This window comes from Methylobacterium sp. GXS13 (genome assembly GCF_001455965.1).
Lineage (GTDB): Bacteria > Pseudomonadota > Alphaproteobacteria > Rhizobiales > Beijerinckiaceae > Methylobacterium.
In genome coordinates this window covers 60,260-74,387 of sequence record NZ_LKKO01000018.1, presented here as the reverse complement: position 1 = coordinate 74,387, position 14,128 = coordinate 60,260, and the positions used below count along the sequence as shown (strand labels likewise).

At 70.9% G+C, this 14,128-nt stretch carries 14 protein-coding genes; 4 read left to right on the top strand and 10 right to left on the bottom strand.

Annotation, left to right across the window (positions count from 1 at the left end; all coding sequences use genetic code 11):
- Positions 1-130: 130 nt before the first annotated feature.
- Together AO398_RS05420 and AO398_RS05415 are read left to right on the top strand one after the other, a co-directional pair.
- Positions 131-865, top strand: coding sequence for a GDSL-type esterase/lipase family protein (locus AO398_RS05420; RefSeq protein WP_058191007.1), 735 nt, complete (start codon positions 131-133; stop codon positions 863-865).
- 125 nt (positions 866-990) lie between these two features.
- On the top strand, positions 991-1,239 hold the full coding sequence (locus AO398_RS05415; RefSeq protein WP_244498672.1) for a hypothetical protein: 249 nt from the start codon (positions 991-993) through the stop codon (positions 1,237-1,239).
- Positions 1,240-1,256: 17 nt separating this feature from the next.
- Here the strand turns inward: AO398_RS05415 and AO398_RS05410 are convergent, their stop codons facing one another.
- Positions 1,257-2,129: a LysR family transcriptional regulator gene (locus AO398_RS05410; RefSeq protein WP_058191006.1), complete on the bottom strand. Its 873-nt coding sequence runs from the start codon at positions 2,127-2,129 to the stop codon at positions 1,257-1,259.
- 88 nt (positions 2,130-2,217) lie between these two features.
- Here AO398_RS05410 and AO398_RS05405 point away from each other — a divergent pair, with 88 nt between their 5' ends.
- Positions 2,218-3,192, top strand: coding sequence for a quinone oxidoreductase (locus AO398_RS05405; protein ID WP_058191005.1), 975 nt, complete (start codon positions 2,218-2,220; stop codon positions 3,190-3,192).
- 115 nt (positions 3,193-3,307) lie between these two features.
- On the opposite strand, the gene AO398_RS05400 is transcribed toward AO398_RS05405, so the two are convergent.
- Positions 3,308-5,560 carry a cyclic nucleotide-binding domain-containing protein gene (locus AO398_RS05400; RefSeq protein ID WP_058191046.1) on the bottom strand — a complete coding sequence of 751 codons (2,253 nt, stop codon included), beginning with the start codon at positions 5,558-5,560 and terminating at the stop codon, positions 3,308-3,310.
- A 332-nt stretch (positions 5,561-5,892) separates the two neighbouring features.
- Between AO398_RS05400 and AO398_RS05395 the strand changes: the two genes are divergently transcribed.
- Positions 5,893-7,281, top strand: coding sequence for a hypothetical protein (locus tag AO398_RS05395; RefSeq protein ID WP_058191004.1), 1,389 nt, complete (start codon positions 5,893-5,895; stop codon positions 7,279-7,281).
- Positions 7,282-7,308: 27 nt separating this feature from the next.
- Here the strand turns inward: AO398_RS05395 and AO398_RS05390 are convergent, their stop codons facing one another.
- From AO398_RS05390 to AO398_RS05355, 8 genes are all read right to left on the bottom strand, one after another.
- The gene (locus AO398_RS05390) at positions 7,309-7,578 is read right to left on the bottom strand and encodes a hypothetical protein (protein WP_058191003.1); all 270 of its coding nucleotides are present in this window, start codon (positions 7,576-7,578) and stop codon (positions 7,309-7,311) included.
- A gap of 203 nt (positions 7,579-7,781) precedes the next feature.
- Complete coding sequence (gene ssuD, locus AO398_RS05385) at positions 7,782-8,957, bottom strand: FMNH2-dependent alkanesulfonate monooxygenase (protein ID WP_058191045.1); 1,176 nt, start codon at positions 8,955-8,957, stop codon at positions 7,782-7,784.
- Positions 8,958-9,073: 116 nt separating this feature from the next.
- On the bottom strand, positions 9,074-9,931 hold the full coding sequence (locus AO398_RS05380) for an ATP-binding cassette domain-containing protein (RefSeq protein ID WP_058191002.1): 858 nt from the start codon (positions 9,929-9,931) through the stop codon (positions 9,074-9,076).
- Complete coding sequence (gene ssuC, locus AO398_RS05375) at positions 9,931-10,713, bottom strand: aliphatic sulfonate ABC transporter permease SsuC (protein WP_058191001.1); 783 nt, start codon at positions 10,711-10,713, stop codon at positions 9,931-9,933. Before ssuC ends, AO398_RS05380 begins: the two co-directional genes overlap by 1 nt.
- Positions 10,713-11,714: a sulfonate ABC transporter substrate-binding protein gene (locus tag AO398_RS05370; RefSeq protein WP_058191000.1), complete on the bottom strand. Its 1,002-nt coding sequence runs from the start codon at positions 11,712-11,714 to the stop codon at positions 10,713-10,715. Before AO398_RS05370 ends, ssuC begins: the two co-directional genes overlap by 1 nt.
- Positions 11,715-11,719: 5 nt before the next feature.
- The gene (locus tag AO398_RS05365; protein WP_058191044.1) at positions 11,720-12,670 is read right to left on the bottom strand and encodes an aliphatic sulfonate ABC transporter substrate-binding protein; all 951 of its coding nucleotides are present in this window, start codon (positions 12,668-12,670) and stop codon (positions 11,720-11,722) included.
- A gap of 8 nt (positions 12,671-12,678) precedes the next feature.
- Complete coding sequence (gene msuE, locus AO398_RS05360) at positions 12,679-13,257, bottom strand: FMN reductase (protein ID WP_058190999.1); 579 nt, start codon at positions 13,255-13,257, stop codon at positions 12,679-12,681.
- 576 nt (positions 13,258-13,833) lie between these two features.
- Positions 13,834-14,034 carry a hypothetical protein gene (locus tag AO398_RS05355; RefSeq protein ID WP_058190998.1) on the bottom strand — a complete coding sequence of 67 codons (201 nt, stop codon included), beginning with the start codon at positions 14,032-14,034 and terminating at the stop codon, positions 13,834-13,836.
- Between the last annotated feature and the right edge of the window lie 94 nt (positions 14,035-14,128).

The window sequence follows — 14,128 nt, the reverse complement described above, 5'->3', positions numbered from 1 at the left end:
CGAAGTGTTTCTGCTGCTGTAACGCCAGGATATCCGGCCGGCGGCACGGTCTCGTCACGGTTCTTTCCGAATCCCCGCGCCCGGGCAGCCCCGGGGCGCGACCGATCCCTCACGCCTGTTCTGGACCGCCATGCACGCACCCTGGATCGCGACGGCTGCCCGGCATTGGCGACACGGGCGGTGCGTTCGAAACCGCCTGGCCGAGCGCGGCCCGGCTCTGCGCGCGGCGCTTCGCAAAGCCGGGCCGCAGAGCGTGATCCTGGCCGGCAACTCGCATGTCGAGTTCCTCGGGGCGCCGGATTGCGGTGGCCGGCCCTGCATCAATCTCGGCATCGGCGGCAGCACCGCCGCCGATTGCGCGGCCCTTCTCGCGGACCTGCGAGCGCCGATGCGCTGCGCGGCCTCGGTGCTGATCATCGGCACCAACGACATCCTGCGCTGGCGGCATCCGGAGCGAGCCTCCACCGAACGCCGGTTCGAGGCCGAGGTCCGGCGCATCCTGCGGATCCTGGAGGTCTGGTCGGCGCAGGTCTTCGTGGCTGCGATCCCGCCGATCGGTGCCTGGGCGACGGGCCGGGATCCCACCGCCGTCGCGGCCTTCTCGGACCGCCTCGAAGCGCTCTGCCGGGCGGGCGGCCACAGCTTCTTCGACCCGTTCGCGGCCCTGCGGGACGGTGGCTCGGGGCTCGCTCGCACCGGTCTTCATCCGGATGGCGTGCATCTGGCGGATTATACCGGACTGGCCGCCGAGCTGGTCCGGCTGGTCGCCATCAGCTCGGTCTCGCCTGCACCCCGGATCCGCCCGGCGATCCCGATGGGCAGCCTCCGAGCGCTCCACGCCGCGGCCTGGGGCGTCCGCCCGTGACGTCCCGGATCGTCCGCGACGCGATCGGTCTTCGATTCGGGATCCTTTCCTCCCGAAAGTCGGAAGCCACCGTGCGGGATGATGCGCATGCGCCCGGACCGCGCCGACGCGGCGCCCGGCATCCCGTGCGCTTGTGGCCCGCGGACGAAACCCTCTGGCTCCGCGAGAACGGCGCCTGGCGCCCCCGCGCGGCCCGGCACGCCCTGCGTGCCCTGGCCTCGCTCGGCCGCAAAGGCCGCTACGCCGCGCGACCGGATGGCGGCGCCAAGATCATCGCCGGGCCGGTCAGCGCCTTGGCACTGCTGGATGCCGAGGCCGAGATCCGGTTCGTCTTCCGCGTCACCCCGCTCGGCTATGGTGAGGCCGATCTCTGAAGGCTCCGCGCGCCGACCTACTCAACCTGCGCGCCGACCGGGCATCCCTGGCCGATCACCCGGGCTAGAAAATCCATCGCCGCGCGGATCACAGGCGACCGTTTCAGGTCGGGATAGGTCACGAGCCAGACATCCCGGGACGGCGGCTTTGGCTCCACCGGGAGGTGGACCAGCGTCGGGTCGCCATCTCCGAGGAAGCGGGGCAGGACGACGGAGCCGAGGCCGGCCCGGGCCGCCTCCTTCTGGCCGAACAGGTCGCTCGCCTGGAACACGATTGGTCGGCCCGCCAGCACGGTCCGCAGCCACGCCTGCTGCGGGACGTGCTCCAGGACGGAATCGTAGCCGATGAATGTCCACTCCTCCGGGGGCGTCGCCGCTTGGTCCGGTGTCGCGTAGAGCCCGAACCGCATCACGCCGACGCGGCGGATCAGGAGATCCGGATCGTCGGGGCGGCTCAGGCGCACGGCGATCTCCGCCTCCCCGCGGTCGAGCGCCGCGATCCGGGCGGCGCCCGACAGGACCAGGGTGATGCCCGGTTGCGCACGGTGGAAGCCTGCGACCTGCGGGGCGATGAGACGAGCCGCCAGGGCGGGCGGCGCGCTGATCCGGACCGTGGCGACCGGCGATGCCGCGTAGCCCCGGGCGCGGCGCTCGATCGCCTGCACGGTCCCGGCGATTTCGGCGGCCAGGGCCGCGATGGCGATCCCCTCCGGGGTCAGCGCGACCCGGCGCGGCAGGCGCTCGATCAGCCGCAGCGCCAGGGCGTCCTCGAGGGACGCGACCCGCCAGCCGATCGTCGCGTGATCGACGCCGAGGTCCCGCGCCGCGGCGGAGAGCGAGCCGGCCCGGGCGAGGACCGCGAAGTGGTGGAGGTCCTGCCAATCGACCATCGGTGAAGTTTCGCACGGGATCCGTGAAGAGATCCCGAATTCTCGCGCAGATCAAAACGCGGTTCTCTGCCCGGGCAGGAGGTGGACCATGACGACAGCGATGATGATGGCCGGACCCGGCGGGCCGGAAGTCTTGACGGCGACCGAGATCGACCTCGGCGAACCCGGCCCGGGTGCGGTTCGCATCCGGCACTCCGTGATCGGCGTGAACTTCGTCGATATCTACTTTCGAACCGGCCTCTACCCGCTCGACGCCTATCCGGCGGTGCTGGGCTTCGAGGGGGCCGGGACGGTCGACGCCGTCGGTCCGGGGGGCGCGATGCTGAAGCCCGGCGACCGCGTCGCCTATCACGGCCAGCCGATGGGCGCCTATGCCGAGGCCCGGATCCTGCCGGCGGAACGCCTGGTGCGGCTGCCCGACGCCCTGCCCGACCACGTCGTCGGCGGCACGATGCTGCGCGGCCTGACCGCCCATATGCTGCTGCACAAGGTCCGCGCCGTCGGACCCGGCGACTGGATCCTGGTCCACGCCGCCGCCGGCGGCCTCGGACAGATCGTCACCCGCTGGGCCAAGCGCCTCGGCGCGCAGGTGATCGGCACGGTCGGCTCCGAAGGGAAGCGGGCGCTGGCGCTGGAGGCCGGGGCCGATGTGGTGCTCCTGCACGGCGCGGACGACTGGGCCGAGCGGGCCCGGGCCCTGGCGGATGGGCAGGGCGTGCATCTGGCGATCGACGGCATCGGCGGCGGCATGCTGGCCCGGACCTTCGCGGCGGTCCGGCCCTTCGGCATGGTTGCAAGCCTCGGCCAGCCGGCCGGGCCGATCCCGCCGGTCCGCGTCGAGACTCTGGGGAGCGGCCGTCCAGTCGCCCTCATGCGGCCGAGCGTGATCGCCTACGCCAACGATCCGACGCTGTATCAGCGCGGCAGCGTCGACTTGATCGCGGCTCTGCAAGACGGATTGATCAGTCCGATCGGGGCCGAATACGACCTTCGGGATGTGGCCCGGGCCCATGCCGATCTGGAAGGCGGGCGCACCGCGGGGCGCGTGATCCTCACGGTTTAGCGCATTATCCCAAGAGACCCCTTCGGTAACCGGTTTCTCCCTGTCTCGGGCGATGGCCTGTGTGCCCCATCACGCCGCCAGGGACGCAGCCCGTGTGTATGGGAAAGATCAAGTCTCAGGTCAGCTCGGCCTCGAGCAGCCGGTTGGTGTCGGCGACCTTGCCGGCGAGTTCCAGGATCAGGAAGCGCTGCAGGGACAGGGCGAGGTCCGGGCGCTCGCGCTCCATCCGGGCCAGGGCGGCCCGGTCGACGCCGACCACCCGGCAGGGGCTCTCGGCGATGGCGGTGGCAGTGCGCCGCCCACCCTGCACCAGCCCGATCTCGCCGATCACCGTCCCGGCCGTGGTGGTGCGCAGGCGCAGGTTCGGGCGGCCGGGCACCTCCATCTCGATGGAGACCACGCCCTGTTCGAGGAAGTACAGGCTGTCGGCCGCCTCGCCCTGGCGGAGCAGGGCCTCCCCGGCCGCCAGGGTGCGGACGGCGAGATACGGCGCGAAATCGGCCGGCGCGAGGGCGCAGCCGAGCCGGTCGGCCATGTGCTCGGCAAACAGCGCGACAGCCCCCTCCCCGCCGGAGCCAACCTCGGTGAGCAGCAGGGTCTCGGCCTCGCGCAGGGCCTCGTCCAGGGTGTCGCGCGTCCGCAGCCGCGGCCCGGCGAGACCGCCGCGCTCGACCTGCTGGCGGGCCGCCGGGCTCAGATGGACCAGGAGCACGTCGAAGCCGCGCTGCTCGGCGAGCTGGCTGATCTTGCGGAACGCGATCAGTGCCGAGCTGTCGAACCCGACGCAATCGCGGAAATCCAGGATCAGGCTGCGCAGGGTACCAGGCTCCGCGGCGGCCCGGCGATAGATCGTCTGGGCGTTGAGGAAGAACAGGTAGCCCTGCAGCGCGTAGATCCGCGTCCGGTGCCCGGATTCGCGCAGCAGCTCGGCGGTGTCGGGGGCGCGAATGATGCTGCTGCGCCGCTCCGCGCCGGACAGCGCCCGGCGTACCGCCGGGATCTGGCCGTACTGGACCGCAAAGATCAGGATCGCCAGCACGACACCGACCAGGAAGCCCACGGTGGCGCCGAACGCAGCGGTCGCCCCGCAGACTGCCAGGGCGATGCTGGTCTCCCAAACCGGGAAGGTCCGGCAGGCGAGCGCGAGGTTGACCAGCAGGCCCAGCCCGATGGCGATCAGGGCGCCGCCGGCGAGCGGGCGGGGCAGCAGCGCCAACGGGCTCGCGCCGAAGACCAGCAGCGCCGCCATCACGGCCAGCGTCAGCCACCAGCCCAGCCAATGGCTGCCGCCGATATTGTGCAGCAGCAGCGTCGAGGTTCGCCCGAAGCCCATGGCGGGGCTGCCGAACAGGCTGCCAAGCAGGTTGGCCGCTCCGGAGGCGACGAACATCCGGTCGATATCGAGCTCGCGCCGCATCTCCAGCTCGACGCTGATGACGTAGAGGATCTGGATGATGACCGCGACGACGATCTCGGTGGCGATCCGCGGCAGGATCGGCAGGAGCAGGGCGGGGTCGAGGGCCTGGAGCGCCATCGCCGCCGGGGCTTGCAGCAGCGATCCCGTGGGCAGGGCCTCGATCAGCCAGCCGGCGGCCTGCGCGGCGGCGGTGTCGATGCCTCGCCAGGCCAAGCCCAGATGTACGACGACGAGGCTCGCTAGGATGACCGTCGGGTAGGTGCCCCAATGCCTGATGCGCCGGGGCAGGTAGAAGGCGCAGAACCCGATGCCGAAGGTCAGGGCGATGCGGCCGAGCATTCCGAGGTCGATCCGGCTCGGGTCGAGCGCCGCCGGATCGAGCAGTCCGTGAATCGCGGCGGTGGGATCGTCGAGATGCGCGCCGATCTGCAGGCCGCTCTTCAGGAACAGCAGCCCGACGCCGCCGAGGAACCCGGTCAGGACCGGGTAGGGCAGGAGCTGCGCCAGCAGCGAGGCGCGCAGCGTGCCGAGCAGCGCGAAGACGATACCGGTGGCGAAGGTCGAGACCCCGCAGGCGACGAGCACGATCCGGCCGACCGTGGCGGGATCGGTGATGCCCGCGTCCCGCAGCTCTCCGGCCACCGCGGCCGCGATCGCCGCCTGCACGATCGCGGCCGCCCCGATGAAGGAGAGCGACACCAGCACGGTCCGCCGCAGCGCGACGAAGACGAGGGTGCCCAGCACGTAGGCCGCCAGCATTGCCGACATCCCGGCGACGCGGCTCTCCGCCAACGGTCCGGAAAAGATCAGCTGCGAGAAGCTGATGAGATCGAGCAGCAGCGCCATGGCGGCGACGGCCGCCGCCGCGATCGTGCGCGCGGTGCGGACCAGCGCCTGGCGCCCCTCGGTCGGCCGCCCGCCCCGAGCAGATGCCATATCGGTGGTGGTCATCGGGACGGCATCCGTATTCCGAAGGTTCGATCCAGGCCGGGACAGCAGATCGCCGGCCGCCGCATACACACGCGCAGCGGAGCGGGGGGAATCGGGCTTGGCCGCAACCTTCTAGCCCCATCGCAGCCCGGGACTTAAATTATCGTGCCGCTGGCACGGGGCGGATGACGGGCCTGTCCAACTTTCAACCGGTTCTGATGGGATCAGAACCATGCCGGAGGTCGGTCTGGGCCAGGAGGGCGGGACTGTCTCTGTGCTCGGCTTGCCAAATCTAGCGTCGGATTCCCCTCCCCCGCGCCATGCTCTAAGCCGGCTCCGCCCAGGAGCTGCCGATGCCCGCCTCGACCCCCTTGTCCCGTCCCGTGCGCGTCGCGCTTTTGCTCGCCGGCTTTGCAGGAGCCGCGCAGGCCGAGGACGCCCCGTCGATCGCCTGGCCCGAGCCCGGCGGCCGGGCGACGATCAGCCGGGCCTTCAACGGATCGCCGATCACGGTCGGCGTCTCGTCCCGGACCGGCGGGGCCATCGACAGCCTGACCTGGGGCGGCACGCAGTTCATCAACGCGCACGACCACGGCCGCGAGCTGCAATCGGCGTCTTCGTATGATGGCTACGGCGAGTGCCTGAACCCCACCGAGGCGGGCAGCGATTCCGACGGTACCGGCCCGCGCAGCACGACCCTGCTCACCGAGCTCAAGATCGGCCCCAACACGCTCCAGACGCGCGCGCAGATGGCCTACTGGATCGAGCCCGGCCGCGTGACCGGCAGTTGCCCGAAGGGACCCGGTCCCCATGCCGGTCCTCGTTCGGACGACGTCCTGGCCAAGACCGTCACCCTGGGCGCGGCGGGCGTGGCCAACGCCATCGCGTACCGGGTGACCTACATCACTGCGCAGGCCCATGCCTCGGCCACGTTCGAGGCCGCCACCGCCTACATGCCGCCGGACTTCACGGCGTTCTGGAGCCTCGACCCGGCAACGGGCCAGTCCGCGCCGCTCTCGGCCGGGCCCGCCGAGCAAGGCGTTCCGGTGATCCTGGCCACCCCCGACGGCTCCCGGGCGATGGGCGTCTACAGCCCCGCCCTCCCCCAGGCGACCGTTCCGAATGCCGGTTACGGCCGGTTCAACTTCGCGACCCTGCTGGGCCCGGGCAACGCCACGGTGAAATGGAACTGTGCCTTCCGGGAGAACAATGTCCCGGCGGGGGCGCACAGCTACACCTGCTACGTGGTGGTCGGCACCTTGCAGGATGTCCGTGCGGGCCTCGTCGCCCTGCGGTCAGCCCTGGCCGGCGGGCATCCGGCCTCCCTCCCCGCCCCCCCGGCCCCCGCACCCAGAGCGGCTGCCGCCCCGCCCGTGCGGAGCCCGGGTGTGGCGCTCTATGTCGGGACGCAGCAGGGCTGCAATGCCGGCGCGGTGACGATCGACCCGGGCTACAAGGGCTGCGCCACGGCCCCGATCGGCGCGACCCTGGGGCAGCCGTCCTCGCCCGCCGACGCGCCGGTCTATGCCGGCACCGCGGCCGGGCTCGATGTCGGCCTGGTCACCAACAACCCGCACCATCTCGACGCCGGTACGCGCCCGATCGGCTACCTCGCGGCCGCCGGCGCGGGCGGGACCCCGCTCTATGTCGGCCTGGAGGGCGGCTGCAATGCCGGGGTGGTCTCCACCAATCCGGCCCATCTCAATTGTCGCGGCGCCCCGCTGGGCATCGCGGTACGGTGAGCCGCATCCTCTCTCGCGGCGGTCGCCTCAGCGCACTTCGCTGACGCGCTTGGTCGCCCGCTTCTCCTGCTTGTAGGCGGTGATCGCCGCGGAGCAGCCGGGCGACAGGTTCTTCATGTTCGCCTTGAAGCAGGCCTCGACCTCCGGGCCGCCGGGCGCGTAGGCGCTGCAATAATCCATGTAGTCGCCGGTGCAGTGCTGCTTGAGCGCCTCGCGGGCCGGGGATTGCTCGGCCAGCGCCGCGGCCGGGCCGAGGCAGAGACCGAGGGTCAGGACGACCGCCTTGGTCAAAGTCATGGATGTCCTTGTCGCTATCCGATGATCGCGCGAGCAAGCCACGCGGTGATAAGCGCGGCACCTGGGCGCCAAGGATGGCACGACCATGACGCCCGGATGGCAAGGGTGCAGCCCGGCCATGTGTGCACAACACGAGAGCCGAATACGCATCCTATGCGTATTCGGCTCCTCCCGATCGGGTCCGGGCGGTCAGTTCGACGGGATCAGTGCGCGCCGACGCGACGGGCGGGCACGAGGTCGTTGGCGATGATCTCGCCGAACGGGCCGTCGTTGCGCGCATTGCCCGCCGCCCGGCCCGTGGTGGCGCGGAGCGGCAGCTTCGGGAAGACCAGCTCGGCGAAGCGGTAGGCTTCCTCGAGATGCGGGTAGCCCGAGAGGATGAACCGGTCGATCCCGAGATCGATGTATTCCTTCATCCGGTCGGCGACCTGATCGGCCGAGCCGACCAGTGCCGTGCCGGCGCCGCCGCGCACCAGCCCGACCCCGGCCCACAGGTTGGGCGAGACCACGAGCTTGTCGCGGTTGCCGCCGTGGAGCGCCATCATCCGGCTCTGACCGACCGAATCCTGCCGCTTCAGGGTCTCCTGCGCCTTGGCGATGGTGGCGTCGTCGAGCTTCGAGATCAGCTTCTCCGCGGCGTCCCAGGCCTCGGCCTCGGTCTCCCGGGCGATCACGTGCAGGCGGATGCCGTAGGAGAAGGTCTTGCCCTTGGCTTCCGCGGCCTGCCGGGCGGCGGCGATCTTCTCCGCGACCTGGGCCGGGGGCTCGCCCCAGGTGAGGTAGACGTCGCAATGCTCGGCCGCGACCTCCATCCCGGCGGGCGAGGAGCCGCCGAAATAGAGCGGCGGATAGGGCTTCTGCACCGGCGGGAAGATCACCCGGCCGTTCTCGGTGCGCAGGTGCTGGCCCTGGAAGGTCACGGTCTCGCCCGAGAGCAGCCCGCGCCAGATCGTCAGGAACTCGTTGGTGACGGCGTAGCGCTCGTCATGGGACAGGAATACGCCGTCCCCGGCCAGCTCCACCGGATCGCCGCCGGTGACGACGTTGATCAGGAGACGCCCGTCCGAAATCCGGTCGAGGGTCGCGGTCATGCGGGCTGCCGCGGAGGGCTCCATCAGGCCCGGCCGCACCGCCACTAGGAAGCGCAGCCGCTTGGTCAGCGGCACCAGCGCGGAGGCGACGATCCAGGAATCCTCGCAGGAGCGCCCGGTCGGCAACAGCACGCCGTAATATCCGAGCTCATCGGCGCCCTGGGCGATCTGCCGAAGATAGTTGATCGAGACCTCCCGAGCCCCTTCCTGGGCGCCGAGATAACGGCCGTCGCCGTGGGTCGGCAGGAACCAGAGTACGTCGGCGCGCCCGTCATGCGTCGTGGTCATCAGGGTCTCCATTGCGGTTGCAAGCCGGGTGCGGAAAAGCCGGATCCGACTTCTCGCATCCGGCGATCATCAAGAGCTAGGGCAGGCCGCCGATTCCGGGAAACGGCGGCCCGATGTCAGATGTCCGTTTGTGCGCCGAGCAGATGATCGAGGATACGCCCCTCCAGCCGGGCCAGATCCGGATCCCCGCGCCGGCGCGGGCGCGGCACGTCGACCCGCAGGTCGAGGGCGATGCGTCCGGCCTCGACGACCAGGATGCGATCGGCCATCGCCACCGCCTCGGCCACGTCGTGGGTGACCAGCAGCGCGGTGAAGCCCTGCGCCAGCCAGATCCGCTCGATCAGATCCTGCATGCCGATGCGGGTGAGGGCATCGAGGGCGCCCAGCGGCTCGTCGAGGGCCAACAAGCCCGGCCGGCTCACCAGCGCCCGGGCCAGTGCCACGCGCTGCCGCTGGCCGCCCGACAGGGTCAGCGGCCATTGCCCGGCCTTGTCGGCCAAGCCGACCTCAGCGAGCGCCGCCAGCGCCCGCTCCCGGCGCTCGGCCCGGGAGCCGTGGCCGGAGAGGCCGACCGCGACGTTGTCCACCACCCGAGCCCAGGGCAGCAGGCGCGGCTCCTGGAACATGATCCGCTTCGGCGGCTCGCTCCGGCGCGGGCCGGTCTCCGGCCCTTCGAGCACGATCCGGCCGCCGGTGGGCGTCTCCAACCCGAGGATCAGGCGGAGCAACGTGCTCTTGCCGCAGCCGGAGCGCCCGACCACGGCGGTGAATCCGCCGGCCGGCAGGAAGAGGTCGAGCCCCTCGATGACGGCGTGGCCGTCGAAGCTCTTGCGGAGGTCGCGGGCCGTCACCGCAATGCCGCGGCCGGCGGCCTCCGCCGGCTGGCGCGCCGACGCGGGCGTCGGGGGCACGGTGGCCCGGGTCTCGGGGAGGGGATCGGCCGGAGCCTCGCGGCGAAGGGCGTCGAGCAGCATCAGGCGCTCCTGTAGGCGGGGTTCCAGGCGAGGCAGGCGCGCTCGAGCTGACGCGTCAGCGCATCCGCGAGCTTGCCCAGGGCGGCGTAGATCAGGATCGCCAGCACGACGACGTCGACCAGCATGAACTCACGGGCCTGCATGGCCATGTAGCCGAGCCCCGAGGAAGCGGAGATCGTCTCGGCAACGATCAGCGTCAGCCACATGATCCCCAGCGCGTAGCGTAAGCCGACGAAGATCGATGGGAGGGCGCCGGGCAGTACCACCTTGGTGAACAGCTCCGTGCGCGACATGCCGTAGACGCGACCCATCTCCACCAGCGCCGGGTCCACCGAGCGGATACCGTGCAGGGTGTTGGCGTAGATCGGGAAGAACACGCCGAGCGCCACCAGGAACAGCTTGGCCTCCTCGCCGATGCCGAACCACAGGATCACCAGCGGGATCAGCGACAGATGCGGTACGTTGCGCACCATCTGCACCGAGGTGTCGGTCAGCCGCTCTGACAGGCGCGAGAGGCCGTTGGCGAGGCCCAGCGGGTGGCCGATGCCGCCGCCGACCGCGAAGCCCGACAGCGCCCGCAGGGTGCTGACCCAGAGGTTGGTCCAGAGCTCTCCGGTGCGCGCAGCCTCCCAGCCGGCCCGGACCACGTCCAGGGGCGCCGGCATGAATCGGTTGGAGACGAGGCCTGTCGAGACCGCTGCCTGCCAGCCCAGGAGGATCGCGACCGGCAGGAGCCAGGGTACGGCCGTGTCGCGCAGGCGACCGAGAGGGGTGGGGCGCATCATCGATTCTCCGCCCGGCGTTCGGGCTGTGTCCAGACCGCATCGGCCACGCGGATCGGCTTCGGCAGAAGGCCGAGGCCGTGGAAGGCGTCCGCCACCCGCTGCTGGTCGGCGATCGCCGCGGCATCCAGGGGCGTGACCCCATAGGACAGGCGGTCGAGGGCGACGCGGAGCACGGGGGCTGGAATGCCCACGGAGGGCGCAAGTTCCGCCGCCACGGTGTCGGCATGGCCTTCCGCCCAGGTATCCACCTCCCCGATTGCCTTGAGCACGACCGAGACGACCTCCGGGCTGGCATCTGTGAAGCCGCGGCGGGACAGGTAGAACTGGCGGTTGGGGGCAAGCCCCTGCGCGTCCGCCAGCACCTGGGCGCCGGTGGCCCGTTCTGCGGCGGCGAGATAGGGATCCCAGATCGCCCAGGCGTCGACGGAGCCGCGCACGAAGGCGGCGTTGGCGTCCGCCGGGGCCAGGAAGGCGAACTTCACCGCATCGTAGGGCAGGCCGGCCTGCTCCAGGGCGCGCACCACCAGGAAGTGGACGTTCGAGCCTTTGTTGAGGGCCAGCGTCCGGCCGCGCAGGTCGGCGACACTGCGCACCGGGCTATCCTTGGGGACCAGGATCGCTTCGCCCCGGGGGGCCGGGGGGGGGGTGGCGACGTAGCGCAGGTCCGCGCTCGCGGCCTGCGCGAAGATCGGCGGCGCCTCGCCGGCCGAGCCGAAATCGACCGCCCCAGCATTCAGGGCCTCCATCAGCGGGGGGCCGGACGGGAATTCCGACCATGCCACCGTGTAGCCGAGGGGCTGGAGCGCCTTCTCGAGGGTGCCGCGGCCCTTCAGCAGGACGAGGGAGCCGTATTTCTGGTAGCCGACCCGGACGGCGCCGCCCGCGGCCCGGGCCGGGCGCAGGGCGCCAGCCGCCGCGAGGCCGAGCCCTGCGGACAGGAGGTGGCGCCGGCTCGGGGCGAGCCCGAATAGCCCCAAAGGAGATGATCTCTCGGTCATGGATCTCAGCCGTTTCGGGCAGGCGCCGTCCAGACCGCGTCGGCGATGCGGATCGGCTTCGGGATCAGCTTCAGGGCGTGGAACCGGTCGGCGACGGCCTGCTGCTCGGCGATGATCCGTTCGGTCATTGGGCCGATCACGTACTCGGCGCGGTCCACCGCCCGGCGCGTAGCCGGCAGCGGCACGCCGGTGCCCTGGGACAGGAGCGCGGCCACCGCGCCGCGGTTCTGCCGGCACCAAGCCGCGACCTCGCTCAGGGCGTCGATTGTCGCGACGAGCACCGCTCCCTGCGTCTCCGCAAAGGCCCGGCGTGCCAGGAAGAAATTGTTCTGCGGCGTGATCTCGGTGGCGAGGGCGAGCACCCGCACTCCGTCGCCCTCCTCGGCGATGGCAAGATATGGGTCCCAGATCGTCCAGGCATCGACGCTGCCGCGGGTGAAGGCCGCCGCCGCGTCGGCGGGCGCCAGGGTCACCGGCTCGATGTCGGCGTAGCGCAGGCCCGCCTTCTCCAGGGCCGCGACCGTCAGGTTGTGGGCGCTGGAGGCCTTGGCGAAGGCGACGCGCTTGCCCTTGAGGTCGGCGAGGCTGCGCACGGGCGAGCCCTTGGGCAGCAGGATCCCGATGCCGGAACTACCGCCCTCCTGGGCCGCTGCGTAGACGAGGCTCGACCGGGCCGCCTGGGCGAAGATCGGCGGTGCGTCGCCGGTCTGGCCGAAATCGATCCCGTCGAGGGACAGGGCCTCCAGCAGCGGCGGCCCGAACGAGAACTCGACCCAGCGCACCGTGTGGCCGAGAGGCTCCAGGCGCCGCTCGATGATGCCCTGCTGCTTGGCGACGACCAAAATCCCGTTCTTCTGGTAGCCGATGCGCAGCACGCCGGGCCGTCCCGGCCGGGCGCCCCGCAGGGCCGGGACGGCCGCAAGGGATGCGGCCAGGAAGGTGCGGCGGTCGAGCATCGTCGGGCTCACTCGGCGGCGGCGAGCTCGGCCGGGCCGGTCGCCGCCGACGCCCGGTGCAGGAGCAGGGCGGCGAGCTGGCCGCCGGCCTCGGCGGCGCGGGCGCGCACGCCGGCCTCAGTCAGCACGCCGTCGCTGAAATCCGCGTCGGACGCGTAGACCGCGGTCGGGATCTGGAGGGCGCCGAAGAAACCGAACAGCGGCCGGAAGGCGTGCTCGACCACCAGGGCATGCCGCGCTCCGCCCCCGGTCGCCACGATGGCCACGGGCTTGCCGGCGAGCGCGGTGGGATCGACCAGATCGAACAGGTGCTTGAACAGGCCGGTATAGGCGCCCTTGTAGACCGGCGAGCCGACCACGAGCCCATCCGCCTCCTCGATGGCGTCGAGCACCCGGCGGGCGGGCAGCGGCAGCTGGTCCCGGGTCCAGGCGGCCCCGAGGCCGGAACCGGCATCGACGAAGTCGAAGATGCGCCCGTCGAACGCCGCCTGCGCGCAGGCCTCGTGCAGCACCGCATCGACCAGCGTGCGGGTCTTGGACGGGCGCTGAACGTTCGCGCTCAGCCCGACGAGTCTCGGTCGTGTCATTGCAGAAGCCTTGCGACAATGCCGGCCCGCCCTGCTCGGTGAGGAGCGGCTGAGGCGTGATCGGATATCCAAATAGAGCGCTAGAATTGCTGACTGCGCTGCACGGCGTCAATGAAACGGCTTTCCCAATTCATTCCGAATAGAAAAATGTTCTCCTCGGAATAGGCGCTTTGAAGCCTGATTTCATCTCGCCCTTGGGTGGCGCTGCGTGTGGATTGCGGCTCCGCGCACGCGTCAATCGGATTTCGAGCTGGTTTTGATCTCTCAATATGGAGTCGGAGAGATAAAAATACTTCAGATCTGCGCATCGGGAGGCGGATCGTTCTGTCGGGTTGATCCGGCCGCCGGAGGGGCGAGCGCGTAAGCTGGAAAGGCCTCTGGACATGCAAGGCACGTCATTTCGGTCGGGACGGAGTCGTCCGGATTCTGAGGTTTCAGCTCACGCGTTCCGGCCCTGACCGTCCGATCCGCGCACGAAAAAGGGCCAGCCGTGGCGGCTGGCCCTGCGTCTCGCGACGACTCGTCCGTGCAGCGTTTGCGCGCCCGTCACCGGATCGGCGGTGAGCGCGCCCGGGTTTACTCGGCCGCGGTCATCTCGGCGGTGAAGTGGCCGCACCAATCATTGTTCGTCACGACCGGCCACAAGCCCTTGGACTCGGGCGCCGGCTGACTCACGGGGGGGTTGAAGCGGCACAGGCCGGCATCGCCCTGGGCGTTCGCGCCGTTGCCCTTGTGCTCGTCGAAGAACTTGCAGCTCTCGCAGTTTGCGCTGGCCATGTCTCGATGCTCCCGTGTCGGTTCGGCGGCGTGCCGTTCTCTCTTGCGAATTAGAACAGCTACAATCTGCTGGTCAACCCACGACTGCGTGTCT

Coding starts and splice junctions, on each gene's coding strand:
- AO398_RS05420 (WP_058191007.1), top strand. CDS start 131: ATGCACGCACCCTGGATCGCGACGGCTGCCCGGCATTGGCGACACGGG.
- AO398_RS05410 (WP_058191006.1), bottom strand. CDS start 2,129: ATGGTCGATTGGCAGGACCTCCACCACTTCGCGGTCCTCGCCCGGGCC.
- AO398_RS05405 (WP_058191005.1), top strand. CDS start 2,218: ATGACGACAGCGATGATGATGGCCGGACCCGGCGGGCCGGAAGTCTTG.
- AO398_RS05400 (WP_058191046.1), bottom strand. CDS start 5,560: ATGACCACCACCGATATGGCATCTGCTCGGGGCGGGCGGCCGACCGAG.
- AO398_RS05395 (WP_058191004.1), top strand. CDS start 5,893: ATGCCCGCCTCGACCCCCTTGTCCCGTCCCGTGCGCGTCGCGCTTTTG.
- AO398_RS05390 (WP_058191003.1), bottom strand. CDS start 7,578: ATGACTTTGACCAAGGCGGTCGTCCTGACCCTCGGTCTCTGCCTCGGC.
- ssuD (WP_058191045.1), bottom strand. CDS start 8,957: ATGACCACGACGCATGACGGGCGCGCCGACGTACTCTGGTTCCTGCCG.
- AO398_RS05380 (WP_058191002.1), bottom strand. CDS start 9,931: ATGCTGCTCGACGCCCTTCGCCGCGAGGCTCCGGCCGATCCCCTCCCC.
- ssuC (WP_058191001.1), bottom strand. CDS start 10,713: ATGCGCCCCACCCCTCTCGGTCGCCTGCGCGACACGGCCGTACCCTGG.
- AO398_RS05370 (WP_058191000.1), bottom strand. CDS start 11,714: ATGACCGAGAGATCATCTCCTTTGGGGCTATTCGGGCTCGCCCCGAGC.
- AO398_RS05365 (WP_058191044.1), bottom strand. CDS start 12,670: ATGCTCGACCGCCGCACCTTCCTGGCCGCATCCCTTGCGGCCGTCCCG.
- msuE (WP_058190999.1), bottom strand. CDS start 13,257: ATGACACGACCGAGACTCGTCGGGCTGAGCGCGAACGTTCAGCGCCCG.
- AO398_RS05355 (WP_058190998.1), bottom strand. CDS start 14,034: ATGGCCAGCGCAAACTGCGAGAGCTGCAAGTTCTTCGACGAGCACAAG.